The sequence below is a fragment of the Nocardia violaceofusca NBRC 14427 genome (assembly GCF_963869435.1).
Taxonomy (GTDB): domain Bacteria; phylum Actinomycetota; class Actinomycetes; order Mycobacteriales; family Mycobacteriaceae; genus Nocardia; species Nocardia aobensis.
The window spans coordinates 214,664-236,790 of sequence record NZ_CAWMPM010000013.1 but is presented as its reverse complement, the minus strand read 5'-3'; the positions used below and the strand labels follow the sequence as shown (position 1 = coordinate 236,790).

General features: G+C 68.8%; 25 protein-coding genes and 1 pseudogene. 9 read left to right on the top strand and 17 right to left on the bottom strand.

Annotated elements, in window-relative coordinates; genetic code table 11:
- The first annotated feature begins 6 nt into the window (after positions 1-6).
- Entirely contained in the window at positions 7-1,452 is a 1,446-nt protein-coding gene (locus AC5592_RS12980) for a lipase maturation factor family protein (protein ID WP_063064315.1), read from the top strand.
- A 20-nt stretch (positions 1,453-1,472) separates the two neighbouring features.
- Here AC5592_RS12980 and AC5592_RS12975 read toward each other — a convergent pair whose 3' ends face one another.
- From AC5592_RS12975 to AC5592_RS12945, 7 genes are all read right to left on the bottom strand, one after another.
- Positions 1,473-2,597 (bottom strand): bifunctional 2-methylcitrate synthase/citrate synthase, encoded by a 1,125-nt coding sequence (locus tag AC5592_RS12975; protein WP_063064314.1) that lies wholly within the window; start codon positions 2,595-2,597, stop codon positions 1,473-1,475.
- The gene (gene prpB, locus AC5592_RS12970) at positions 2,597-3,511 is read right to left on the bottom strand and encodes a methylisocitrate lyase (RefSeq protein ID WP_063064313.1); all 915 of its coding nucleotides are present in this window, start codon (positions 3,509-3,511) and stop codon (positions 2,597-2,599) included. Before prpB ends, AC5592_RS12975 begins: the two co-directional genes overlap by 1 nt.
- A complete protein-coding gene (gene prpD, locus AC5592_RS12965; protein WP_063064312.1) occupies positions 3,508-5,013 on the bottom strand; it encodes a 2-methylcitrate dehydratase PrpD in 1,506 nt (501 codons plus the stop codon). Before prpD ends, prpB begins: the two co-directional genes overlap by 4 nt.
- Before the next feature lie 152 nt (positions 5,014-5,165).
- Complete coding sequence (locus AC5592_RS12960) at positions 5,166-5,630, bottom strand: CinA family protein (protein ID WP_063064311.1); 465 nt, start codon at positions 5,628-5,630, stop codon at positions 5,166-5,168.
- A gap of 31 nt (positions 5,631-5,661) precedes the next feature.
- Entirely contained in the window at positions 5,662-5,820 is a 159-nt protein-coding gene (locus AC5592_RS12955; protein ID WP_157121807.1) for a hypothetical protein, read from the bottom strand.
- Between the two features lie 41 nt (positions 5,821-5,861).
- Positions 5,862-6,107 (bottom strand): microaggregate-binding protein 1, encoded by a 246-nt coding sequence (gene mbp1, locus AC5592_RS12950; RefSeq protein WP_036510789.1) that lies wholly within the window; start codon positions 6,105-6,107, stop codon positions 5,862-5,864.
- A 93-nt stretch (positions 6,108-6,200) separates the two neighbouring features.
- Entirely contained in the window at positions 6,201-6,653 is a 453-nt protein-coding gene (locus tag AC5592_RS12945; RefSeq protein ID WP_036510786.1) for a winged helix-turn-helix transcriptional regulator, read from the bottom strand.
- An 84-nt stretch (positions 6,654-6,737) separates the two neighbouring features.
- On the opposite strand from AC5592_RS12945, the gene AC5592_RS12940 reads away from it, so the two are divergent.
- Complete coding sequence (locus tag AC5592_RS12940) at positions 6,738-7,946, top strand: MFS transporter (RefSeq protein ID WP_084506619.1); 1,209 nt, start codon at positions 6,738-6,740, stop codon at positions 7,944-7,946.
- A complete protein-coding gene (locus tag AC5592_RS12935; protein WP_063064310.1) occupies positions 7,943-8,572 on the top strand; it encodes a VOC family protein in 630 nt (209 codons plus the stop codon). The genes AC5592_RS12940 and AC5592_RS12935 overlap by 4 nt, the downstream gene beginning before the upstream one ends.
- Before the next feature lie 20 nt (positions 8,573-8,592).
- Here AC5592_RS12935 and AC5592_RS12930 read toward each other — a convergent pair whose 3' ends face one another.
- The 4 genes from AC5592_RS12930 to AC5592_RS12915 all read right to left on the bottom strand — a co-directional run bounded on the left by AC5592_RS12930 (position 8,593) and on the right by AC5592_RS12915 (position 11,051).
- Complete coding sequence (locus tag AC5592_RS12930; protein ID WP_063064309.1) at positions 8,593-9,021, bottom strand: hypothetical protein; 429 nt, start codon at positions 9,019-9,021, stop codon at positions 8,593-8,595.
- A gap of 105 nt (positions 9,022-9,126) precedes the next feature.
- Positions 9,127-9,960, bottom strand: a complete 834-nt coding sequence (locus AC5592_RS12925) for an alpha/beta fold hydrolase (RefSeq protein WP_063064308.1) — start codon at positions 9,958-9,960, stop codon at positions 9,127-9,129.
- Positions 9,957-10,550, bottom strand: coding sequence for a TetR/AcrR family transcriptional regulator (locus tag AC5592_RS12920; RefSeq protein ID WP_036510773.1), 594 nt, complete (start codon positions 10,548-10,550; stop codon positions 9,957-9,959). The genes AC5592_RS12925 and AC5592_RS12920 overlap by 4 nt, the downstream gene beginning before the upstream one ends.
- Positions 10,551-10,691: 141 nt before the next feature.
- The gene (locus AC5592_RS12915; RefSeq protein ID WP_063064307.1) at positions 10,692-11,051 is read right to left on the bottom strand and encodes an Rv2640c family ArsR-like transcriptional regulator; all 360 of its coding nucleotides are present in this window, start codon (positions 11,049-11,051) and stop codon (positions 10,692-10,694) included.
- 97 nt (positions 11,052-11,148) lie between these two features.
- Here AC5592_RS12915 and AC5592_RS12910 point away from each other — a divergent pair, with 97 nt between their 5' ends.
- The 3 genes and pseudogenes from AC5592_RS12910 (at position 11,149) to arsB (ending at position 13,672) form a co-directional block, all read left to right on the top strand.
- Positions 11,149-11,703 (top strand): ArsI/CadI family heavy metal resistance metalloenzyme, encoded by a 555-nt coding sequence (locus AC5592_RS12910; RefSeq protein WP_036510767.1) that lies wholly within the window; start codon positions 11,149-11,151, stop codon positions 11,701-11,703.
- 75 nt (positions 11,704-11,778) lie between these two features.
- Positions 11,779-12,159 carry an ArsR/SmtB family transcription factor gene (locus AC5592_RS12905; RefSeq protein WP_051025620.1) on the top strand — a complete coding sequence of 127 codons (381 nt, stop codon included), beginning with the start codon at positions 11,779-11,781 and terminating at the stop codon, positions 12,157-12,159.
- Positions 12,156-13,672, top strand: a pseudogene (gene arsB, locus AC5592_RS12900) (ACR3 family arsenite efflux transporter). Before AC5592_RS12905 ends, arsB begins: the two are co-directional and overlap by 4 nt.
- A gap of 25 nt (positions 13,673-13,697) precedes the next feature.
- Here the strand turns inward: arsB and AC5592_RS12895 are convergent.
- A complete protein-coding gene (locus AC5592_RS12895) occupies positions 13,698-14,543 on the bottom strand; it encodes a helix-turn-helix transcriptional regulator (RefSeq protein ID WP_036510755.1) in 846 nt (281 codons plus the stop codon).
- Positions 14,544-14,646: 103 nt separating this feature from the next.
- On the opposite strand from AC5592_RS12895, the gene AC5592_RS12890 reads away from it, so the two are divergent.
- Entirely contained in the window at positions 14,647-15,579 is a 933-nt protein-coding gene (locus tag AC5592_RS12890) for an SDR family NAD(P)-dependent oxidoreductase (protein WP_063064304.1), read from the top strand.
- A gap of 214 nt (positions 15,580-15,793) precedes the next feature.
- The gene (locus tag AC5592_RS12885; RefSeq protein ID WP_063064303.1) at positions 15,794-16,672 is read left to right on the top strand and encodes an SAM-dependent methyltransferase; all 879 of its coding nucleotides are present in this window, start codon (positions 15,794-15,796) and stop codon (positions 16,670-16,672) included.
- Positions 16,673-16,745: 73 nt separating this feature from the next.
- Here AC5592_RS12885 and AC5592_RS12880 read toward each other — a convergent pair whose 3' ends face one another.
- The 5 genes from AC5592_RS12880 to AC5592_RS12860 form a co-directional block, all read right to left on the bottom strand.
- Positions 16,746-18,833 (bottom strand): ArnT family glycosyltransferase, encoded by a 2,088-nt coding sequence (locus AC5592_RS12880; RefSeq protein ID WP_063064302.1) that lies wholly within the window; start codon positions 18,831-18,833, stop codon positions 16,746-16,748.
- Positions 18,834-18,890: 57 nt separating this feature from the next.
- The gene (locus tag AC5592_RS12875) at positions 18,891-19,373 is read right to left on the bottom strand and encodes a hypothetical protein (protein WP_063064301.1); all 483 of its coding nucleotides are present in this window, start codon (positions 19,371-19,373) and stop codon (positions 18,891-18,893) included.
- 82 nt (positions 19,374-19,455) lie between these two features.
- Positions 19,456-19,905 carry a hypothetical protein gene (locus AC5592_RS12870; protein ID WP_063064300.1) on the bottom strand — a complete coding sequence of 150 codons (450 nt, stop codon included), beginning with the start codon at positions 19,903-19,905 and terminating at the stop codon, positions 19,456-19,458.
- The gene (locus AC5592_RS12865; RefSeq protein WP_036510741.1) at positions 19,902-20,219 is read right to left on the bottom strand and encodes a hypothetical protein; all 318 of its coding nucleotides are present in this window, start codon (positions 20,217-20,219) and stop codon (positions 19,902-19,904) included. The genes AC5592_RS12870 and AC5592_RS12865 overlap by 4 nt, the downstream gene beginning before the upstream one ends.
- A 61-nt stretch (positions 20,220-20,280) precedes the next feature.
- Positions 20,281-20,973 carry a DJ-1/PfpI family protein gene (locus tag AC5592_RS12860; RefSeq protein WP_063064299.1) on the bottom strand — a complete coding sequence of 231 codons (693 nt, stop codon included), beginning with the start codon at positions 20,971-20,973 and terminating at the stop codon, positions 20,281-20,283.
- A 201-nt stretch (positions 20,974-21,174) separates the two neighbouring features.
- On the opposite strand from AC5592_RS12860, the gene AC5592_RS12855 reads away from it, so the two are divergent.
- Positions 21,175-22,113 (top strand): GlxA family transcriptional regulator, encoded by a 939-nt coding sequence (locus AC5592_RS12855; protein WP_063064298.1) that lies wholly within the window; start codon positions 21,175-21,177, stop codon positions 22,111-22,113.
- Positions 22,114-22,127 lie beyond the last annotated feature (14 nt).

The following is a 22,127-nucleotide window of genomic DNA, read 5'->3' as shown; positions in this document are numbered from 1 at the left end:
CCGAACATGCAGTGGTTCACGGCGCCCGGCTACTGGTTCGCGCGCGAGGTGTTCCAACGCGGCCTCGCGGTCGTCTATCTGATCGCGTTCGTGGGCGCCGCGCGGCAGTTCCGCGCGCTCATCGGCGCCGACGGCATGCTGCCGGTGCCCGCGTTCCTGGCCCGCTCCTCGTTCCGGGGTTCGCCGAGCCTGTTCCATCTGCACTATTCGGACCGGTTCTTCGCCGGTGTCGCCTGGGCCGGGGCGGCGCTGGCGGTGGCCCTGGCAGCCGGGGCCGACGATCGAGTGCCGCTGTGGGCGGCGATGCTGCTGTGGTTCGCGGCGTGGGTGCTGTATCTGTCGATCGTCAACGTGGGCCAGGCCTGGTATTCGTTCGGCTGGGAATCGCTGCTGCTGGAGACGGGATTCCTGGCGATCTTTCTCGGCAACGACGACATCGCGCCACCGATTCTCGTGCTGTGGCTGGCGCGCTGGCTGCTGTTCCGGGTGGAGTTCGGCGCGGGGTTGATCAAACTGCGCGGCGACCCTTGCTGGCGCGATCTGACCTGCCTGTACTACCACCACGAAACCCAGCCCATGCCCGGCCCGCTGAGCTGGCTGTTCCACCACCTGCCCAGACCGCTGCACCGGGTGGAGGTAGCAGCGAACCATATCGCGCAGCTGGTCGTGCCGTTCGCGCTGTTCACTCCGCAGCCGGTCGCGAGCATCGCCGCCGCGGTCGTCGTCGTCACCCAGCTGTGGCTGGTCCTGTCCGGCAATTTCGCCTGGCTCAACTGGTTGACGATCCTGCTGGCCTGCACCGCGATCGACGCCCGCTCGGCCGCGACCGTCCTGCCGCTGCCCGACCGGCCCGCGTTCACGGACCCGCCCACGTGGTTCGTCGCGGTGGTCCTCGCCTTCACCGCCGCGGTGGTCGTGCTCAGCTATTGGCCGGTCCGGAACCTGTTGTCCGGGCACCAGCAGATGAACGCCAGCTTCAATCGGTACCACCTGGTGAACACCTACGGCGCGTTCGGGCGGATCGAGCGCCGGCGCTGGGAACTGGTGGTGGAGGGCACCCGCGACCGGCACATCACCGAGCAAACCCACTGGGAGGAATACGATTTCAAGGGCAAGCCCGGTGATCCGCACCGGCTGCCGCGCCAGTGGGCGCCCTACCATCTGCGCCTGGACTGGCTGATGTGGTTCGCCGCCATCTCCCCGGTCTACGCCCGCTCCTGGCTGGGCCCGTTCCTGCGGCGACTGCTGACCAACGACCCGGCCACCCTGCATCTGTTGCGGCACAACCCTTTTCCGGACACCCCGCCCGCCCACGTGCGAGTCCGGCACTACCTCTACCGATTCAGCACCCGCGAAGAACTCCGCCGCGACCACGTGTGGTGGCACCGCGACGCGGTCGGCGATTACGTCCCACCGACCGCCCTCGCCTCCCCTCGCATCCGGCACGGCTGATCCGCCCGGCCTGGAGCCGGTCACGCCAGGACCGACCGCTGCTCGACGCCGACGTATTCGCTGAGCGGGCGGATCAGCGCGTTCGAGGCGCCCTGTTCGATGATGTGGGCGGCCCAGCCGGTGATCCGGCTCATGACGAAGATCGGGGTGAAGGTTTCGATGTCGAAGCCGAGCAGGTAATACGCGGGGCCGGTGGGGAAGTCGAGATTCGGCGCGATCCCGGTGGCCTCGGACATCGTGCGTTCGAGTATCTCGTACATCCGCACCCACCGGCCGCCGTCGGTGGCGGCGGCGATATCGAGCAACGCCCGCTTCATCGTCGGCACCCGGGAATCGCCGTTCTTGTAGACCCGGTGGCCGAAGCCCATCACTTTCTGCTTGTCCGCCAGTTTCTTCCGCAACCACTCCTCGGCTCGCTCGGGCTCGCCGATGTCGAGCATGTCACGCATGACCGCCTCGTTCGCCCCACCGTGCAGCGGTCCCTTCAGCGCGCCGATGGCGGCGGTGACCGCGCTGTAGATATCCGACTGCGTCGACGTCACCACTCGCGCGGCGAACGTGGAGGCGTTGAAACTGTGCTCCGCGTAGAGAATCAGCGAGACTTCGAAGGCCCGCACCAGTTCCGGCGCCGGCACCGTCCCGAAACACATGTTCAGGAAGTTCTGCGCGTATCCCAGGTGCGAATGCGGGGCGGTCGGGTCCAGCCCGTGCCGGCGGCGATGGTCGGCGGCCACGATGGTCGGCAGCACCGCCAGCATGCGTAACGCCTTGGCGCGGTTGGCTTTCGGCGAATTGTCCTCCTCGAGCGGATCCTCGGCGCCGAGATAGCTGATCGCGGTGCGGACCACATCCATCGGATGGCAGGTGTCGGGCAGTTTCGCCACCAGCGACAGCAGCGACCGATCGACTCGCCGGGCCGCGCGTTCCTGCTGGCAGAACCGTTCCAGCTGGGCGTCGTTCGGCAGTTCGCCGTACCACAGCAGGTAGGCGACCTGCTCGAACGTGCAGTGCGCCGCCAGATCCTGGACGGCATAGCCCCGGTAGGTCAGCGAATTCGTTTCCGGCACCACCTTCGAAATCGCGGTGGTGTCGACGACGACGCCCGCCAGGCCCTTGTTGATCGCCGGAGTCGCGGCCATCGTCATCACTGGTTCCTTCCCAGGGTGAATGTGAAGATGTCGGAATCGAATTCGTTGTAGCGCTCGTACTGCAACAGGTCGTAGAGGCGGCTGCGATGTTGCATCCGATCCAGCAGTCCCGCCTGGGTTCCGGTCTCGTGGATTTCGCGCAGCCCGGTCTCGGCCGCCCACATCGCCAGGCGCAGGGTGGACACCGGATAGATCACCGCGTTGTAGCCGATGGATTCCAGTGTCCGCGCCGGCAACAAGTCGGATTTGCCGAACTCGGTCATATTGGCCAGCAGCGGAATCGAGACCGCGGCCCGGAATTTCTCGAAATCGGCTGCGCCGCCGAGTGCTTCGGTGAAGATCAGGTCGGCCCCCGCGTCGGCGTAGGCGCGGGCGCGGTCGATCGCCGCGTCGATGCCCTCGATTCCGGCGGCGTCGGTGCGGGCGCAGATCACGAAATTCGGGTCGCGCCGGGCAGAGACGGCCGCGCGCAGGCGACGCACCATCTCGTCGGCAGGTACGACGGCCTTGCCGTCGAGGTGACCGCAGCGCTTGGGATTCACCTGATCCTCCAGGTGGCAGCCCGCGAGTCCGGCGTCCTCGAGCAGCGCCACGGTGCGGGCCGCGTTCATCGGCTCCCCGAAGCCGGTGTCGGCGTCGATGAGCACCGGCAGATCGGTCACCCGGGCGACCTGTCCACCGCGGCCCGCGACCTCGGTCAGCGTGGTCAGCCCGATATCGGGCAGCCCCAGTTCCGCCGACACCACCGCACCCGAGACGTAGACGCCTTCGAAACCGATTTCCTGAATCAGCGTGGCCACCAACGGATTGAAGGCACCGGGAAACCGCTGGATCGTCCCCGAGGCGAGTCCGGCGCGGAAGGCGACGCGTTTGTCGGCGGCGGAGGTGGTAGCGGCGAGCAATCCGGTCATCGGAACAATCCCTTCGGCGATTTCGGGGCGCGGGCGAGCACCTCGTCGGACACCGCGAAGGTCAGCTGCGCCAGTTCACCCGGCGCGAGCGAGCTCGCCCGCTGCGCGGCGTCGAGGAAGCGGTCCTGCTCGGCCGCGTCGACGACTCCTTCGGCGAGGGTGCGGAATTTGGCGATGTACTGCTCGCGGGCGAACGGCCGCGCGCCGAGCGGATGGGCATCGGCGAGCGCGAGTTCGTCGACGATCACCTCACCGCTGGTCAGCGTCACCTCCGCGCGCGCACCGAACGCCTTCTCGGCGGGATCGGTGGAGTGGTAGCGCCGGGTCCATTCCGGGTCCTCGGCGGTGGAGATCTTGTGCCACAGCGCGACCGTGTCGGGCCGGCGGGCACGCTCGGGTGCGTAGGACCGCTCGTGATGCCAGGTCCCGTCCTGCAGCGCGACCGCGAAGATGTACATGACCGAGTGGTCGAGCGTTTCCCGCGAGGCCTCGGGGTCGAATTTCTGTGGATCGCCGGAGCCGGTGCCGATCACCACGTGAGTGTGGTGACTGGTGTGCAACACGATCGAGGCCACTTCCTCGAGGTCGCCGATGCGGGCGCGCATGCGCCGGGCCAGATCGATCGGCGCCTGGCTCTGATATTCGGCCGAATGCTCCTTGGTGTAGGAGTCGAGGATCGCTCGCTTCGGTTCGCCCGGACCCGGCAGCGGCACCGAATATTCGGCGTCGGGGCCGGACAGCAATCGGGCGATCACCCCGTCCTCGCCCTCCCAGATGGGGGCGGGCGCACCCTCGCCGCGCATGGCCCGGTCGACGGCTTCGATGGCCATCTTTCCCGCGAAGGCCGGCGCATAGGCCTTCCAGCTGGAGATCTCCCCCTTGCGGGACTGCCGGGTCGCGGTCGTGGTGTGCAATGCCTGACCGATGGCCTGATAGATGGTTTCGGTGTCGAGGCCGAGCGCCGTACCGATGCCGGCGGCGGCCGAAGGGCCCAGATGGGCGACGTGGTCGATCTTGTGTTCGTGCAGGCAGATCGCCCGCACCAGATCGATCTGGATCTCGTAGCCGGTGGCCAGACCGCGAACGAGGTCGCGGCCGCTGCGTCCGGCATGTTGGGCGGCGGCCAGAATCGGCGGGATGTTGTCGCCCGGATGGGAGTATTCGGCGGCGAGAAATGTGTCGTGGAAATCCAGTTCGCGCACCGCGACACCGTTGGCCCAGGCCGCCCACTCCGGCGAATACGTGCCGGGCACACCGAACACCGAGGAGCCCGGTCGATACGGGTGCGCCAAGGCCTGCGCCCGGGCGTGCGCCACCGGGCGCCGGGTGATCGACGCGGCGGCGACCGCGGCGTTGTCGATGATCCGGTTGACGATCATCTCTTCGGTGTCCGGCGCCACCGCGACCGGATCCGTGGCGACCTCCGCGATCCGCCACGCGAGATGTTCCGTCCGCGGAAACACCTCCGCCGAGCGGTGCGTGCGAACGAGGTGATTCTTCACAGCCGGGACCTCCCGAGTACATCGTCGAATCGCATGATTCGGACGCTACTCAGGACGGATACCCGTCGAAATACGTTGCAACTGCCTAGTTCTGCGTAAGCGATCCGGCGAAGTTGCGAACCTTGCGGACGGTGTCGTCGTCCTCGGACCGTTTATCGATCCGCGGTCAGACGGTCCAGCAGACAGCTCAGCGCGAAGCGCACCGTCTGCTCGAGGACCTCTTCCGGTTCACCGTCGAATTCGGCTCGGCACGCGGTGACCGCGGTCTCGGAGGCGGTAGCGAACCACACCGTGCCGGGCGCTTCGCCGTCACTCGGTTCGGGGCCACCGACACCGGTGACCGCGACCGAATAGCTCGCGCCGAGCAGTTTCCGCACATTCGCCGCCAACGCCTCCGCGGCCGGCCGCGACACCACGGGGACATCGGGCATGTCCAGGACGGAGCGTTTGACCTCCGGACTGTAGGCGACGACCCCGCCGCGAAACCACTGTCCCGCATCCGGTGCCGCGCCGAGGGCGGCGGCGATCTTGCCCGAGGTCAGTGATTCCGCGACCGCGATCGTCGAACCGGCCGCTGCGGCCAGTTCGGCGATCCGCTCGGCGGCATCCTCGGTCATCGCCCCGCCTCCCGGGCGGCCACGGTGTCGTTCATTCCGCTTCCCGTTCCGCGTCGTCTCCGTTTTCGCGGTACGCCTGCAGCGCGGTGTCGAGTTCACGTTGCAGCCGTTGCACTTCGGCCTCGTCTCCGGCATCGGACGCAGTGGTGATGTCCTGGCGAAGCTGGGCGATGACGTCGTGTGAAACCACGAGAACCTCCTCCGGCACGGAACGGGTGAGCGGTCGGGAAACTAGCTTCCCTGCTGGTGGGACTGCTGACGCGCCTCGTCCACCTTGGCCTCGGCCCGGGCCCTTTCGGCCTGCGCCTCCTTCTCGGCCGCCTCGCGTTGCGATTCGGCCTTGTCCTGCTGCGCGCGGCCCTCCGACTCGAGGTCGTTGTTGCCGGTGACGATGCCGGCCGCCTCCTTGGCCTTACCCTTCACATCCTCGACGACGCCCTTGATGCCCTCACGCGGGCCACTGTTGTGGTCGGACACGGAGTCCCCTTCCGTCGCAATTTCCTGACATGCAACGCCTACCCAGCGCAGCGGTGCTCAATCGGACGATTACCTGTGACGGAGTCGACGCGCTCAGCCCGCCTTGCGCACGAAGGTCGTTTCCGAGTCCACGGCGCCGCCGCCCGAACTCGCGGGCCGCAGCTCGGGAATCGGGACACCGCGTTCGTCGACGAGCACGGAGTGTTCCTCGGCCGGGCCGAACGCGTGCCGCTCACCCCACTGCCGCAAGGCGACGACGACGGTGAACAGGTCCCGGCCGGCCGGAGTGAGGGTGTAGATGTGCCGCCGGCCCGACGGACCCGGCGCGCGTTCGAGGATGCCACGCGCGACCAGTCTCCGGAGCCGGTCGGTGAGGATGTTGCGCGCAATTCCGGTGGCCTGCTGGAAATCTCGGAATGCCCGGGCGCCGTCCATCGCGTCGCGAACGATCAGCAGGCTCCACCGATCGCCGACCAGGTCGAGCGTGCGCGCGACCGGACACGCCGGATCGGTCCACTCGGTGTCGGCGAGTACCGGCTGCGTCATCACGCCCTCCTCAACGGTTGCTGATTGAAACCATTGTGACGTACCGTTCGAACAGTTGCAAAACGCTACTGATTTGGAGTCTCGGTGTTCCTACCTCTCGGGCGGCGCCTACTGTTCGCCGCGATCTGCGCGGTGTCGGTCGCGACCGTCTACTCCGCCCAGCCGATACTCACGCAGATCGGCGACGACCTGGGCGTGCCGGCCGGCGACCTGGGCTGGATCGTCACGGTCGGGCAGCTCGGGTACCTGGCCGGATTGGTCTTCCTCGTTCCCCTGGGCGACACGATCGACCGGCGCAAGCTCATCGCCGCACATCTGTCGCTCACCGCGGTGGGGGTCGCTATCGCCGCGACCGCCACGCGCACGTGGGTGCTGCTCACCGGACTGGCGCTGGCCGGCCTGTTCGCGGTCGTGGTGCAGACGACGGTCGCCTACGCGGCGGCCGTGTCGGCACCGCAGCAGCGCGGACGCACCCTGGGCATGGTGACCTCCGGCGTCGTCGTCGGCATTCTCGGTGCGCGCATCGTCGCGGGCGCTCTGGCCACCGCCTGGGGCTGGCGCAGCGTATACGCCGCCTGGGCCGTCCTCCTCGTCGCGCTGACATGCCTCGTCCTCATGCTCCTACCTGCCGACACCCGCACCGGCCGCACTCGCTACCGGCAGGTGCTGCACACCTCGCGCACGCTGTTCGGTGACCGACTCCTCCTCTCGCGCGGCCTGATCGCCTTCTTCCTGTTCGCCTCCTTCGGCACACTCTGGAGCGGCCTGGCACTCCCGCTCGCGGCCTCGCCGTGGCAGCTCGACACCGCGCGGATCGGCTTGTTCGGGCTCGCGGGGCTGGCGGGCGCCCTGGGTGCGGGCCGGGCCGGACGCTGGGCCGACCGCGGTTTCGCGCACCCGGTCACCGGGGCGGCACTGGTACTGCTGGCCGTCTCATGGCTGGCCACGGCACAAGGATCGTGGTCGCTGTGGCTGCTCGTCGCAGGCGTGGTCGTCCTCGATTTCGCCGTCCAGGCCGTGCATGTCGGCAATCAGCATCTGCTCACCGCCGCCCACCCCGACCGGACCAGCAGCATCATCGGCAACTACATGCTCTTCTATTCGGTCGGTTCGGCCCTCGGCGCGGCGGGCACGACCGCCGCGTACTCCGCCGCCGGATGGACCGGGTCGAGCATTCTCGGCGCCGCCTTCGCGGTCGGCGGCGTCGCGGTCTGGGCGATCGCGAGAGCTCCCGGAGTGATCAGGAATCGAGAAGCGACCGACCCGCGATCGCCGATAACGTCTTCGACATGAACATCACCACTGCTCAGAGCACCATCGCATCGGTCGTCGTCGAGACCCCGGACCCGGCTGCCGCCGCGGCCTTCTACGAATCCGCGTTCGGTCTCGGCGACCGGCTGCGGGTCCGTAAGTCGGACGCGGAGACCACCGGCTTCCGCGGATACATCCTCTCCCTCGTGGTATCCCAGCCGAGCACCGTGGACAGCTTCATCGGTTCCGCGGTCGCGGCGGGCGCGACGACGGTGAAGCCGGCCAAGAAGAGTTTCTGGGGCTACGGCGGCGTCGTGCAGGCTCCCGACGGCGCGGTCTGGAAGATCGCGACCTCCGCGAAGAAGGACACCGGACCGGCCACCCGCGACGTCGACGATTTCGTCCTGCTGCTCGGGGTCGACAGCGTCAAGGCCACCAAGCAGTTCTACGTCGAACGCGGCTTGACCGTGGCGAAGAGCTTCGGCGGCAAGTACGCCGAATTCGAGTCGCCGGCCGGGTCGGTCAAGCTCGCGCTCTACGGGCGCAAGGCCGCCGCGAAGGACGCCGGCGTCCCGGCCGAAGGCTCCGGGTCGCATCGGATCGCCGTCACCAGCCCGCTCGGTTCCTTCACCGATCCCGACGGATTCGTGTGGGAGGTCGAGGGCTGAGCCGGGTGGCGCGGCCGAAATCAGGCCGCCCGCAACGGAACTCGGAAGGATTTGCGCAGCGACGACGGGCCGACCAGGGGAAGCAGCGCGGCGAGGAGCTTCCCCTTGAAGGCCCGCGGCGTCCGAGTCAGTTCGACCTCGACGCGGCTGCCCTCCGGTGCGGGCGTGGCACGGAACACCCAGCCACCACCGGCGCCGAAGAGTTTGGAATCCCGGGTGGTGACGGTCACCGTGTCACCCGCCGGATCCCACTCGTAGCGGGCACGCTCCCAGGCGGCCTCCGTACCCTCGGTCACCTCGGCCCAGCCCTCGCCCTGCTCGTGCACGACGAAGTGCTCGGCATCGATCGTCGGCCACACCTCCGCTCGGGACGGGCCGAAATCGGTGAGGACACCCACGACCTCGGCGGGAGTCAGCGCGGAGATGAGATGAAAACGGACTGTGGTCATGAGAACTCCTCGAAACCGGTGGGGCCGCCGGCCCGCGGGTTCGCGGTGCCGGACACTCATCGAGCATGGCCGCCACCGGTGCCGCTACGAATCCGTCGGATGACGCTACGTTGACGTAATCTCCGCCGACAGAACCTCCATCAGCTGGTTCGCGAATTCCTTCGCCTCGGTGCGTATGCCGTTGTGCGCCCCGGGGAACTCGACCACCGCGAGTCCGAGCCGGGCCGCGATCTCGACCGCCGGACGATAGGGCAGGCACCCTCGGGTCTCCCGGCCGACCGCGAGCACCAGCCGCTCGGACACCGGGTCCAGCGCACTGTAATCCGGTGTGTACGAGGTGAATTCACGTAACTCGTGTTCGATCATGAGCGGGCCGTTGGCCGCGAGGCGAGCCCACGTCTGCGCGGCACGCTCCGACAGCTGCGACACCTCGGGCGCCGGTTTCATCGCGGGACCGATACCCGCCAGGAATCTCGCCCCGGCCGCGGCGACTCCCTCGGTGTGCAGCAGCGCATGCACCTCCTCGACCATCGCGAGGTGCCGGTCGGCGTCCGGTAGGACCGCGAAGCACGGTGGTTCGTGGGCTACCAGTGCGCGCACCCGGCCTGGGTGTCTCGCCAGCAGGTCGAGTCCGACGATCGCGCCGTTGCTCGTGCCGAAGACGAAGGCCGGCTCGTCGGTCAGATGCGCGAGCAGCCGGGCCACGTCGCCGGACTGCACCGCCACATGTTGCCGCTCGGGCCCGTTGTCGAGAACGCTGCGCGAATATCCGCGCGGGTCGAGCGCCACGACGGTGAAGTGGCGCTGCAGGACCTCGGCCATCTCGTCGAAGACGCCCGCGTCACCGCCGCCACCGGGAATTGACAGCAGTAGTGGCCCGTCGCCGCGCATTTCGTAGTACAGGGTGGCGCCGGGGACGGCCAGAGTGTCGGATCTCATTGCGCTGCTTTCTCTTCGGTGGGGCTCGGCCACTGCGTCAGGGTGCGATGCAGGGCGTCGAGAATGTGGTGCCAGCTGGCGTCGACCGGCCTGGAGTGAGCGAATCCGCCGGCCGCCTCCAGGGTGGCGAAACCGTGAAATGTGCTGCGCAGCAGGCGTCCTGCGTCGGTCGAGCCGGGTTCACTCAACCCGTAACCGCGCAGCAGCGCCGCGGTGAGCTCGATCCCACGCAGCAGGGCCGGCTCTCCGGCGACCTCGTCGGGATTCATGCGGATCTGCGTTGCCGCGTACCGGCCCGGATGGTCGAGGGCGTAGGAGCGATACGCGTCGGCGAAGGCGAACAGCGCGTCGCGTCCGGACCGACCGGCCACCGCCGCGCCGATCCGCTCGTTCATCTCCGCCCCCGCCAGCAATCCCACCTGCACCTGCAGGTCCCGCAGGTTGCGCACGTGGGTGTAGAGACTGGGATCCTTCACCCCGAACCGGCGGGCCACCGCGGACAGGGTGACATGGGCGAATCCGACCTCATCGGCCAATTCCGCTGCGGCACGGGCGATTCGCTCTCGGGACAATCCGGCACGGGGCGACATCCACGGCTCCTAACCTAATCTACTTAGGAATCATCCTAAACGTATTAGGTTCGGTGCGCCCAGCGATATTCCGCCCGGGATATGAATAGGGCCGGACGGCGACCTTGCGGAGACCTCGGAGAGGTCACCGGACGGAGGTATTCACCGGCAGCAGTTGGGGTCCAGCACTACGCACAACGCCGCCAGCGCATCACGTTTGGCGCGGTGGACGACATTCATGCCGGCACGTTCGGATTCGACCAGCCCGGCCTTGCGGAGCTGACCGAGATGATGGCTGACCGTCGATTCCGCTAGCCCCACCGCGGCGGCGAGGTCACCACCGTTCTCGCCGGAATCCGGACTCGCCAGCAGCAGCGACATCAGCTTCACCCGCACCGGGTCGGCGAGCGCTTTGAGCCGCAACGCCACCTCCAGGGCCGCGACATCGTCGACCGGCCCGGCCGCCACCGGCGCGCAGCACACCGGAGCGGACATATCGATCACGGGAAGCGCTTTGGGCATGAAACCATGCTACCGGCGGGATTGACATATGTCGAAAAGGTGGAGCAGACTCGAAACCGCCAACCTTTTCGACATATATCGGACCACGGAGGTTCTCATGTCCCGCATACAGCTGGCCCTCAATGTCGACGACCTCGATCGAGCGGTCGCGTTCTACTCCACCCTGTTCGACACCGAACCGGCCAAGCTCGAGCCCGGCTACGCCAATTTCGCCGTCGAGCAGCCGCCGTTGAAGCTGGTACTGCTGGAGAACACCGGCGCCGGTGGGACGATCAACCACCTCGGCGTCGAGGTGGAGACGTCCGAACAGGTCCACGACGAGATCGCGCGCCTGTCACGAGCCGGATTGTTCACCGCGGAGCAGATCGGCACGACCTGCTGTTTCGCCCGGCAGGACAAGGTGTGGGTCACCGGACCGCACGGTGAGAAATGGGAGGTCTACACCGTACTGGCAGACACCGAGACATTCGGCGACGCACCGGAATTCGCCGACGACACCAAGGCCGTGCAGGCGTGCTGCGGGTCGGACACCGATACCTCGGCCGCGGAACCCTGCTGCGGCAGTGCCGCCGACGCCGCCACCGAAGGCGCCTGCTGCGCCGCCGAAGCACAGCGCGACGCCGTCGGTGGCGGAGCCACCTGCTGCAGCTGACCACCAGCCCGCGGGCGCGCTTGTTCACCCGGACTTCGTTTGACTACTCATATCGATGCCTGTCAATATCGACGGATGTCTAAACAGGAGTTGCCTTCGGCGGCCATGGCCGCACCGGCAGGGTGTGTGACCACGCCGCGGGTGCGGCCGGTCGTGGGCGCCGAGGCGGCCCAGGACCTCGCGGCGATGTTCAAGGCCCTCGGCGATCCCGTCCGGTTGCGGGTGCTGTCGGCCATCGCGGCGCGCGCCGGTGGCGAAGCCTGTGTCTGCGACATCTCCGACGGGCTCGACGTCACTCAGCCGACCATCTCCCATCACCTGAAGGTGTTGCGCGAGGCCGGGTTGGTCACCGGTGAGCGTCGCGCCTCCTGGGTGTACTACCGGGTGATTCCCGAAGCACTGCAACGTCTTTCGGATCTGCTCGCCGAACAGGCCGGGCTCGGGGTGCACACGTGAGCACCACCGGCGACACCGCGGTCGCCGGCAGACTGTCCACTCTCGACCGCTTCCTGCCGGTCTGGATCGGCGTGGCCATGGCCGCGGGTCTGCTGCTCGGGCGACTCGTCCCCGGACTGGGCGGCACCCTGTCGGCGGTGCAGGTCGACGGCATCTCGCTGCCCATCGCCCTCGGCCTGCTGATCATGATGTACCCGGTGCTGGCGAAGGTCCGCTACGACCGGCTGGACACCGTCACCGGCGACCGGCGTCTGCTGCTCGCCTCGCTGGTGCTGAACTGGGTCGCAGGGCCCGCGCTGATGTTCGCCCTCGCGTGGCTGCTTCTACCGGATCTGCCCGAATACCGGACCGGCCTGATCATCGTCGGTCTCGCCAGATGTATTGCGATGGTGATCATCTGGAACGACCTGGCCTGCGGAGACCGCGAAGCGGCCGCCGTTCTGGTGGTGTTGAATTCGATCTTCCAGGTCGTCATGTTCGCCGTACTCGGCTGGTTCTATCTCTCGGTTCTGCCCGGATGGCTCGGACTCGAACGAACCACGATCGACACCTCACCGTGGCAGATCGCGAAATCGGTGCTGATCTTCCTCGGCATTCCGCTGGTCGCGGGCTTTCTCACGCGGCAGCTGTGCGAGCGGGCCCGCGGCCGGCAGTGGTACGAGGGGCGGTTGCTGCCGCGCATCGGACCGTGGGCGCTGTACGGGTTGCTGTTCACGATCGTGATCCTGTTCGCCCTGCAGGGCAACAACATCACCGCCCACCCCTGGGATGTCGCACGCATCGCCGTACCACTGCTGGCGTACTTCGCGATCATGTGGGGCGGGGGCTACCTCTACGGGTGGGTGGCCCGCCTCGGCTACGCACGGACCACCACCCTCGCCTTCACCGCCGCGGGCAACAACTTCGAACTCGCCATCGCGGTCGCGATCGCCACCTACGGCGCCGCTTCCGGACAGGCCCTCGCCGGCGTCGTCGGCCCGCTGATCGAAGTGCCGGTCCTCGTGGGCCTGGTCTACGTGTCCCTCGCCCTGCGCAACCGGTTCCCGGCCACCCCCGATGTCCCGACCGACGCCGATGTTCCGGCACCGGCGAAAGGCTCTGCACACCAATGAAACCCAGCGTCCTGTTCGTCTGCGTGCACAACGCCGGACGATCGCAGATGGCCCAGGGCTTTCTCACCCACCTCGCCGGTGACCGCATCGACGTCCGCTCCGCCGGCACCGAACCCGCCGACCGCATCAACCCGGTAGCCGTGCAGGCCATGCGCGAAGCCGGCATCGACATCACCGCCGGCGCCCCGGCCGTGCTGACGCCCGGCGCCGTCCGCGTCAGCGACGTCGTCATCACCATGGGCTGCGGCGACACCTGCCCGTACTTCCCCGGCGTCGACTACCGCGACTGGCAACTGGACGACCCGGCCGGGCGAGACATCGACGCCGTGCGGCGGATCCGCGACGACATCCGTTCTCGCATAGAGGATCTCATCGCCGAACTCCTGCCGCCGACGTCGTGAATCCTGCCGCCCGCGGCCGTGGCACTCATGGCGTCAGCGATTGCGTGCCCAGCACGACCGCCAGGTCGAGCCGGGCGGCGTCCTCGCTGCCGGGTTCGGCGGTGTAGACCGAAATCCGCAGATCGTCGAGAGTGACGAGCAGGGTGTCGCAGTCGAGGGTGATCAGGCCGACCGCCGGGTGGTCGATCGTCTTGCGCCTCGACGGGTCCGGTGCGGGCGGTGGCGTTTCGGCGTTCCAGAGGTCGGTGAAGCGTGCGCCCGCTGAGCCCAGGTCGGCGATCAGGCGTCGCAGCGCGCGGTCGGCGGGATAGCGCGAGGCGGTCAAGCGCAGATCGGCCACCAGCCTGGCCTCGTGTTCGGCCTGTTCCCGCTCGGAGTGCACGACCCGGGTCGGCATGCGAGTGATGTTGCGCCACACCGCATTGCGCTCCAGGCCGCGCCAGGAGGTGGTGTCACCCATCAGCGCGTTGTAGGGCGCGTTGGCCAGTACGAGCGTCCAGCTCGCGTCGTAGACGACGACCGGCGTGTGCGACAACCGGTCGAGCACCCGGTGCACACTCGCGGTGACGCGCGAGGGCACCACGTCCGAGCCGGGGGCGGCGTGCCCGGCCAGCCGGTAGAGCAGATCGCGTTCGCTGTCCGACACGCGCAGGGCGCGGGCCAGTGCCTCCACCACCTGCGCCGACGGCGCGGTCGCGCGCCCCTGTTCGAGTCGGGTGAGGTAATCGGCGGAGATGCCGGCGAGCGCGGCCAACTCCTCCCGGCGCAATCCCGCGGCCCGGCGGCGGGGACCCACCGGCACACCGACGGCCTCGGGCGCCACCCGGTCGCGCCACCGGCGCACCGTCCGGCCGAACTCCCACGTTTCCACGCACTCCAGTCTGCGCGAACCGCCGCCGGTGTGTCCTGGCCCTGACAGTCCTACGACAACCGGACGACTGCCTATGGTCCGGCCCGGCTCGCAGGCTGGGGACATGACCGAAACCGGAACCGTTCTCATCACCGGCCCGACCCGCAATCTGGGCCGCGCCACCGCGCTCGCCCTGGCCGCCCGCCCCGAGGGGCAGCGCCCCGATCTCCTCCTGGTCGGCCGCGCCGGGCGGGATCTCACCGAGGTAGCCGAGGAGGCCCGCGCGCGGGGTGCTCGCGTCCGCGAAATCGGTTGCGACCTGGCGGATCTGGCCGATGTGCGCGCCGCCGCGACCACCGTGCGCGAACTCCTCACCGCCGATGCCGTGCGACCGCTTCGGGCGCTGATCGCCAATGCCGGCACCATGTCCGCCGACACCCGGCAGGCCACCCGCGACGGTTACGAGACGACCTTCGCCGTCAACCACCTGGCCCACGCCCAGCTCATCGGCGACCTTCTCGACGCCTTCACCGCCCCGGCACGGGTGGTGCTGCTCGGATCGAACACCTATCACGCCAACTTCTGGCGCCGAATGCTCAACGTCGCCGAGGCCGACTGGGCCGATCCACTCGACCTCGCTCGCCCTGCCACCGGCGACCACGCCCCCGGCATGACCGCCTCGGGTGTCGCCTATTCCAATGCCAAGCTGGCGATCCTCTACTACGCCCACGAACTACAGCGCCACGCCGGGCCCGGGATCAACGTCTCGGTCTTCGAACCGGGATGGATGCCCGGTACCGCGCTCGGCCGCGGCGCCCCCGCACCCGTGCGAGCGATCGGCCGCGTTCTGGGCCGGCTGCCCGGCGTATCGACACCGCAACGCTCAGGACCGCTGCTGGCCTCGGTCGCTCTCGACGACACATGGGCACACCTGCGCGACGGCGCGTTCGTGGTGAAGACCCGGCTCACCGAGGTGCATCCCGTCGCCCACGATCGCGACCGGGAGCGCCGCCTGTGGGAGGCGACCACCGAGCTGCTGGAGCGGATACGGGCGTAACGCTCACCGCGATGTCCGATCGGAGGGCCTCGCCGCCGGACCGCACCGATGCGCCGCCGGTAAGCACCTCAGCGCGCGAAGTACGAGAGCATTCTCCGCCCGGAACCCCCGTCGGATGGCGGGAAATACGTGGTGACAGGGGTTTCGTGGCGGATTCGCGCGGGTGCGGCGCGGGGTCCCGGCCGCGCCCGGCCCGGTGGGTAGGTTGGCGATCATGCGTACCGACGAGGATTCCTGGGATATCAACACCGGTGTCGGATCCACGGCATTGTTCGTCGCGGCAGCTCGCGCACTGGGCGGACGCGCGGGCGACGCCCCGGCTCGGGACCCGCTCGCCGAGCTGTTCGTCTCGGCCGCCGGCGGTGAATGGGCCGATCTGATGGCCGGGCGGCTGCCCGAACACCCTTTGCTGACAACGGATTTCGGCATCCCGTTTCAGCAGCACCAACTGTTCCGGACCCGGTATTTCGACGACTATCTGGATGCCGCCGTCGCATCGGGAATCCGGCAGGTGGTCGTGCTCGCGGCGGGCCTGGACGCGCGGGCCTATCGACTGCCGTCGTTGGCGGGCTGCACCGTCTACGAACTGGATCGGCCACCGGTCCTCGACTACAAGCGCGAGACCCTCGCGCAAGCCGGGCGCGAACCGATCGCGGATCGCCGGGAGGTGGCGGTCGATCTGCGGGGCGACTGGGCGAAAGCCTTGCGCGACAGCGGCTTCGATGCCGATCGGCCGACCGCGTGGCTGATCGAGGGGCTGCTGATCTATCTGACACCCGCGGCCCAGGACCAGCTGTTCGACACCGTGCACTCGCTCAGCGCCCCCGGCAGCCGAGCCGCCGTCGAACAGATGGATCCCCTGCCCACCGAGGAGGCCGAAGCCCTGGCAGCCGACGGAGAATCCGGCTCGGAATGGGTGAAGCTGATCTACAACGAGCCGCGCAGCGACACCACCGCCTGGTTCACCGACCACGAATGGACCGGCGAACGCATCTACCTTCCGGACTACATCCGCAGCCTCGGCCACACACCCGAGGGTCCCGAGGGGCGCCAGCAGTCACTGATAAGTCTGGTGACCGTCACCCGCCCGTGACGCGCGTGCGCGACGAGAACGGGTCTCGGCGGGCAACGGGATACGCTGCCCCCCAATCCCTTTCGACTCATTCCTAGCCTCGGTAGCCGCTCAGGTTGTACACCGTGGCGTTGCCGATGTGCTGCGCGGGGAAGGTGGCGGTGACCCACGTGGTGATATCGGCGTGCTGATTGCGGCCGAAACCGCCCGGCCCGCCGGCATTCTCGGTGGTATCCGGCTGCGGCTGCCCCGGCGCGTTTCCGGGTACCGCCTGCTCCCGGCCCGCACCCCGGCCCGTGGTGGTGCCCGGATTCCGGTTTCCGGTCACGCCCTGCTCGCGCGCATCCGCCGGGCCCTGATTGCGGCCGTCGGCCTGTACGACGTAGTAGGCGATCTTGCCGTCCTTCACGTCGGTCTGGAACTGTGCCAGCGTCGGCACCGGGTCGCTGCCGGAGAACCCACCGATCGCCATCACCGGCCTGTCGCTGTCCAATTCGAGTGCGGCGGCCGCGGACGAACCGTTGGTCGCCGCCGCCCAGGTCGCAGTCGTCGCCCGCAACATCGCCGAGAGCTGCGGATCCGGACTGCTCTGACCGAAGCCGCCGCGCGCGTTCGCCTGCGCCGGGCCGACCGTCGGCCCACCACCGGAGTGCGCGGTCGCGACGGTCGCGAACGAGTAGGCCGCACCGCCCGCCAGACCACCGATCAGGCCGGCCGTCAGGACGACGGCCGCGAGGCGGCGATGCGCCTCATAGGTCCAGGGCACGGCCAGCAGCACCGCGGCGATCAGCGTCACGACCAGAATCGTCCAGCGCAGCTCCGGATACCAGCCGCTGTTGCGGTGCAGCAGAACGGCACTCCACACGCCCGTCACCACGAGCAGTGCGGCCGTACCGAATCGGCCGAACGCGGTGTGGCGCCGGTTCCACAGTTCGGCGACACCGATGGCGAACATTCCGGCGATTGCGGGGGCGATCGAGAGGCAGTAGTACGGATGCACCATGCCGTTCATGTAGCTGAGCACACCGCCGTCGATCACGATCCAGCCACCGAAGGCGATGGCGGCCGCACGCATCCGGTCGGTGCGCGGCGCGCGACCGCGTGAGACGAGCACCAGCACCATCGCCAGCAGGGCGGCCGGCAGCAGCCAGCCGATCTCGAACCCGAATTCACCGGTGAACAGCCGCTGCACACCGTGCACCTGCCCGCCGAATCCGCCGAATCCGTTGTGCGCGCCCGCGGGCGGGGCGGCATGCGCCGCCGCCTGGGCCGTCGCCGCGGGATCGTGGGCCGGGGCTGCCCCGCCACCGTGATTGCGGCCGAGCACGCGGGCGAAACCGTTGTATCCGAGCACCAGATTCATGAAGTTGTCGTCGGTCGACCCGGCCAGGTACGGGCGGCTCGAGGCCGGCCACCACAGCGTGAGCAGCACATACCAGCCGCTGGACACCAGCAGCGCGACGAGTCCGCCGACCAGTTGCAGCAGGCGTCTGCGCAGCGAAGTCGGAGCGGCCAACAAATAGGCCACCCCGAGCGCGGGCAGCACCATCAGTCCCTCGAGCATCTTCGCCAGGAATGCGAAGCCCAGCGCCGCCCCGGCCAGCATCAGCCAGGTCGTGGAGGCGCGGTCCAGTGCCCGCACGGTGGCGTAGGCGGCGGCCGTCATGAGCAGCACCATGACCGCGTCGGGATTGTCGAACCGGAACATCAGCGCCGCCACCGGCGTCATCGCCAGCGCGGCACCCGCCAGCAGCGCCATCCAGTGATTCGCCGTGATCCGCCGGACCGCGCCGTAGAGCAGCGCGACCGCGGCCACGGCCATCAATGCCTGCGGAACGAGCATGCTCGCGCTCGAGAAGCCGAAGATGCGGCCGGACAGCCCCATCACCCACTGAGATACGGGCGGCTTGTCGACGGTGATGAAGTTGGCCGGATCCAGAGAGCCGAACAGCAGCGCCTCCCAGTTCTTCGATCCGGCCCAGGCCGCGCCGGCGTAGAACTGGTTGCCCATCCCGTTGACGGTGATGTTCCACAGGTACATCACCGCCGTCGCGATCAGGAGCGCCGCCAGACCGGCCCGCTCGACGGCGCCGCCGCCGAATGCGCGGGCGGCGCCGGACTTCGCTGGCTCGGGCGGCACCACCGGCGAATTCTCGAGGAGTGATGTAGTCACGGTGACTATTCAGCCCGTGCAGCTCCACAGCTACCTGTGAGCGAGCAGTGAGGTTGCGATGAACGCCTAGCGGGCCTGCTTCTCCCCCGCACCTACTGCAGCCCGGCGCCGGGGCCGCTCACCCGGCACGAGCAGCGCGAGGATGGCGACCACCACCGCGCCGCCGAACAGATACAGCCCCCAGGTACCGGTGAGCAGATGCTGATAGTCGTCGCGCAACTGGCTGTCGAACCGCTGATTCAATCGCCAGGCCGGCACCACGAGCGCCGCGATGCCGGCCAGCACCGCGAGCCATCCCAGAATCCGCGAGCCGAACAGCCCGGCCAGCAGCATCACCAGGGCGACGAGCAACAACACCACCGTGTAGGACGCGCGCAGCTGCGGCGACTGGGCCTGCACCCCGTCCAGCGGAATTGGGGTCGCGAAGCCGTCGCGGATATCGACGAGCCGGATGTGGCGGGCCTGCACGACCCCGACGAACGGCCCGAACGCTCCGACCGCCATCACGACCCCACAGGCGAACAGCACCAGATGGACGACAGCGCGCATACGTCCACGGTATTCCGGCCGGCGCCGCAATGCACCGACCCGCCGGAATCCTCGTCGTGTCGCGACCGGACACGCCGAGAGTTCAGGCGCCGGTGGTCGATCCGGGGCGCACCACCATCAGCACCGCGACGGTCGCCCACAGCAGGTTGAAGATGCCCGCCGACATGGCCAGGCGTGCGGCCGTGGCATCGACGCGACCGGGTGCGAGGGATGTGAGTGCGGTGCGCTGGTCGGGCAGGATCATCGTGGCCAGGATCGCCGCGGCCACGGCGGTGAGGGCGATCGATGTGATCAACCATCCGGTCCCGAGTACGCCCAGGGCGGCGCCGGTGGCCAGCCCGAAGATCGGGACCGCGAGGCCGACGGCGGCGTAGCCCCGGCAAATACGGTGCAGCACGCGCAGATTCGCGGTGTCGGCCGCCGATCCGGCGGCGCGGCGCAGGGCCGGGGGAAACATACTCGCAGCGACGGCGACCGGGCCGATCGCGATCACCGCAGCCAGAACATGCAGCGACAGCAGCACTTTCGTCACCGGGCACGCCCCGCTCCGCCACGGCGCACGCCGGTGACCTTCGACGCGGGCAGGCGGCCTGCCTTGGCGGTGCCGGTGAGAGTGTCGCCCGCCACCGTGACCGCGAAGGCGAGATTCAATCGCATCGGTGACGTGACGGCCTGATTCCAGGTGAGCCGATCACCGTCGAGCACGACGTCGCGTAGCGAAACCCGTTCGCCCGCACCGCTTGCCGTGCCGACGAGAGTGCCGTCCACGCGATGGAGCTCGAGTTCGACGGCAATCCTGCCGATCGGGGTGGAGATGGACAGATCCCACATGCCTTCGGCGGACATGACGCAATTACTCCTCATATGTCGTGGATCGAGTGATGTGTCGTGGATCGAGCAAGCCGGGTCAGACGGTGGCGGGAGCGGGCCCCTGACGGCGCCAGACGGTGCCACGGCGTTCGTGCGCGAACAGCCGCTCGACCGCATGGGCGATGCGTGGCCCGATCTCGCGTTCGAGCAGATACAGACCGAGGTCGAGACCGGAGGTGACGCCCGCGCCGGTGACGAGATCGCCGTCGTCGACCACGCGCGCGTCCACGGCCTGCACGCCTGTGGCATCGAGCAGATCCAGTCCCAGGTGATGAGTGGTCGCCGGGCGCCCCTCCAGCAGTCCCGCCATGGCGAGAATCAGCGACCCACCGCACACGGCGGCGACCGTGATCCGCGGGTTGGCCATCGCCGCGCGGAGCAGGTCGGGCAGGCCGGTGGTCAGGGTGCGGCCGAGGAGAACCGGGATGAATTCGTCGCGGCGCCACTCGCCGGCGGTCCCGGCATCCTGATCCGGCACCTCCCCCAGCTCGCCGATCCGGCCCGAGGCGCCGGGGATCAGCACCACACCGGGTCGCGCCGGATCGAGTGCCGCGGTGGCGCGCAACTCCAGCCCGTCGGTGCCGCTCACCACCTCTCGCGGCCCTTCCGCCGAAACCAGTTCGACGCTCACCGCGCCCTCGGATGCGGTCCCGCCGGCATAGAGCACCTCGTACGGGGCGATGACGTCGAGCGGATCGAACCCGTCGAACAGGACGATCTGAGTATGCATGGGAATCCCTTCGCATCCGCCCGGCCGGCCCGGGCACGGCCCGACGGTATGCGGGCACTCCCGCGGATCCCAGTGGCATTTTCGACAGGTTTCGACGGGAAAGTGACATATCCGAGGAAAGCGGCTTTGAACTGCTAGAACAGAGCGCTTTCGGGGGCGGAATGGCGGATGTCACAGCAGGCGACAGGGTATGTTCCAGCCATGCACACCGTCGCCGTTCTCGCCCTGGAAGGAGTGGTCTCCTTCGACCTCGCCGCCCCGATCGAGGCCTTCAGCCGGACGCGGCTGCCCGACGGCCGCCCCGGTTATCAGGTCCGCGTCTGCGCCGAACACCCGGAGGTCGATGCCGGAGCATTCACCCTGCGCGCGCCCTGGGGACTGACCGGACTCTCGGACGCCGACACGATCGTCGTGCCCGGCACCGCCGACCCGACCGCGCCGATTTCACCGGCCGTCCGCGACGCGCTGCGCACCGCCGCGGCGAACGGAACACGCATCGCCTCCATCTGCTCGGGCACCTTCCCGCTGGCCGCCACCGGACTGCTCGACGGGCTGCGCGCCACCACGCACTGGATCGCCGCCGCCGAGCTGGCGGCCGCGTATCCGGCCGTCGAGGTCGACCCGGATGTGCTCTATGTCGACAACGGCCAGATCCTCACCTCGGCCGGTGCCGCCGCGGCGCTGGACCTGTGCCTGCACATGGTCCGCCGCGACTACGGTTCCGCGGTGGCCGCCGACACCGCCCGGCTCTCGGTGATGCCGCTGGAACGCGAAGGCGGACAAGCACAATTCATCGTCCACGGCTTCGCGCCCACGCCCCGTGGATCCGACCTCGAGCCGCTGCTGAACTGGCTGGAGACCAACCTGGCCGCCGACCTGTCCCTCGACGAGATCGCCGCACGCGCCGCCGTCAGTACCCGCACCCTCATCCGCCGCTTCCGCGAGCACACCGGCACCACGCCGCTGCAGTGGCTGCATCGCGCCCGCATCCGCCGCGCCCAGCACCTGCTGGAATCCACCGCCCATTCCGTCGAACGCATCGGCGCCCAGGTCGGCTTCGGATCGCCCACCGCCTTCCGCGAGCGTTTCAAACGCACCACCGGCGTCAGCCCGCACAGCTATCGCCGGAATTTCAGCTGATCCTCAGCTCACGG

What these genes read in the sequence shown, in the direction of transcription:
- AC5592_RS12980 (WP_063064315.1), top strand. Translation starts at nt 7, where the DNA reads ATGCAGTGGTTCACGGCGCCCGGCTACTGGTTCGCGCGCGAGGTGTTC.
- AC5592_RS12975 (WP_063064314.1), bottom strand. Translation starts at nt 2,597, where the DNA reads ATGACGATGGCCGCGACTCCGGCGATCAACAAGGGCCTGGCGGGCGTC.
- prpB (WP_063064313.1), bottom strand. Translation starts at nt 3,511, where the DNA reads ATGACCGGATTGCTCGCCGCTACCACCTCCGCCGCCGACAAACGCGTC.
- AC5592_RS12960 (WP_063064311.1), bottom strand. Translation starts at nt 5,630, where the DNA reads ATGACCGAGGATGCCGCCGAGCGGATCGCCGAACTGGCCGCAGCGGCC.
- AC5592_RS12945 (WP_036510786.1), bottom strand. Translation starts at nt 6,653, where the DNA reads ATGACGCAGCCGGTACTCGCCGACACCGAGTGGACCGATCCGGCGTGT.
- AC5592_RS12935 (WP_063064310.1), top strand. Translation starts at nt 7,943, where the DNA reads ATGAACATCACCACTGCTCAGAGCACCATCGCATCGGTCGTCGTCGAG.
- AC5592_RS12930 (WP_063064309.1), bottom strand. Translation starts at nt 9,021, where the DNA reads ATGACCACAGTCCGTTTTCATCTCATCTCCGCGCTGACTCCCGCCGAG.
- AC5592_RS12925 (WP_063064308.1), bottom strand. Translation starts at nt 9,960, where the DNA reads ATGAGATCCGACACTCTGGCCGTCCCCGGCGCCACCCTGTACTACGAA.
- AC5592_RS12920 (WP_036510773.1), bottom strand. Translation starts at nt 10,550, where the DNA reads ATGTCGCCCCGTGCCGGATTGTCCCGAGAGCGAATCGCCCGTGCCGCA.
- AC5592_RS12915 (WP_063064307.1), bottom strand. Translation starts at nt 11,051, where the DNA reads ATGCCCAAAGCGCTTCCCGTGATCGATATGTCCGCTCCGGTGTGCTGC.
- AC5592_RS12910 (WP_036510767.1), top strand. Translation starts at nt 11,149, where the DNA reads ATGTCCCGCATACAGCTGGCCCTCAATGTCGACGACCTCGATCGAGCG.
- AC5592_RS12905 (WP_051025620.1), top strand. Translation starts at nt 11,779, where the DNA reads ATGTCTAAACAGGAGTTGCCTTCGGCGGCCATGGCCGCACCGGCAGGG.
- AC5592_RS12890 (WP_063064304.1), top strand. Translation starts at nt 14,647, where the DNA reads ATGACCGAAACCGGAACCGTTCTCATCACCGGCCCGACCCGCAATCTG.
- AC5592_RS12885 (WP_063064303.1), top strand. Translation starts at nt 15,794, where the DNA reads ATGCGTACCGACGAGGATTCCTGGGATATCAACACCGGTGTCGGATCC.
- AC5592_RS12875 (WP_063064301.1), bottom strand. Translation starts at nt 19,373, where the DNA reads ATGCGCGCTGTCGTCCATCTGGTGCTGTTCGCCTGTGGGGTCGTGATG.
- AC5592_RS12865 (WP_036510741.1), bottom strand. Translation starts at nt 20,219, where the DNA reads ATGTCCGCCGAAGGCATGTGGGATCTGTCCATCTCCACCCCGATCGGC.
- AC5592_RS12860 (WP_063064299.1), bottom strand. Translation starts at nt 20,973, where the DNA reads ATGCATACTCAGATCGTCCTGTTCGACGGGTTCGATCCGCTCGACGTC.
- AC5592_RS12855 (WP_063064298.1), top strand. Translation starts at nt 21,175, where the DNA reads ATGCACACCGTCGCCGTTCTCGCCCTGGAAGGAGTGGTCTCCTTCGAC.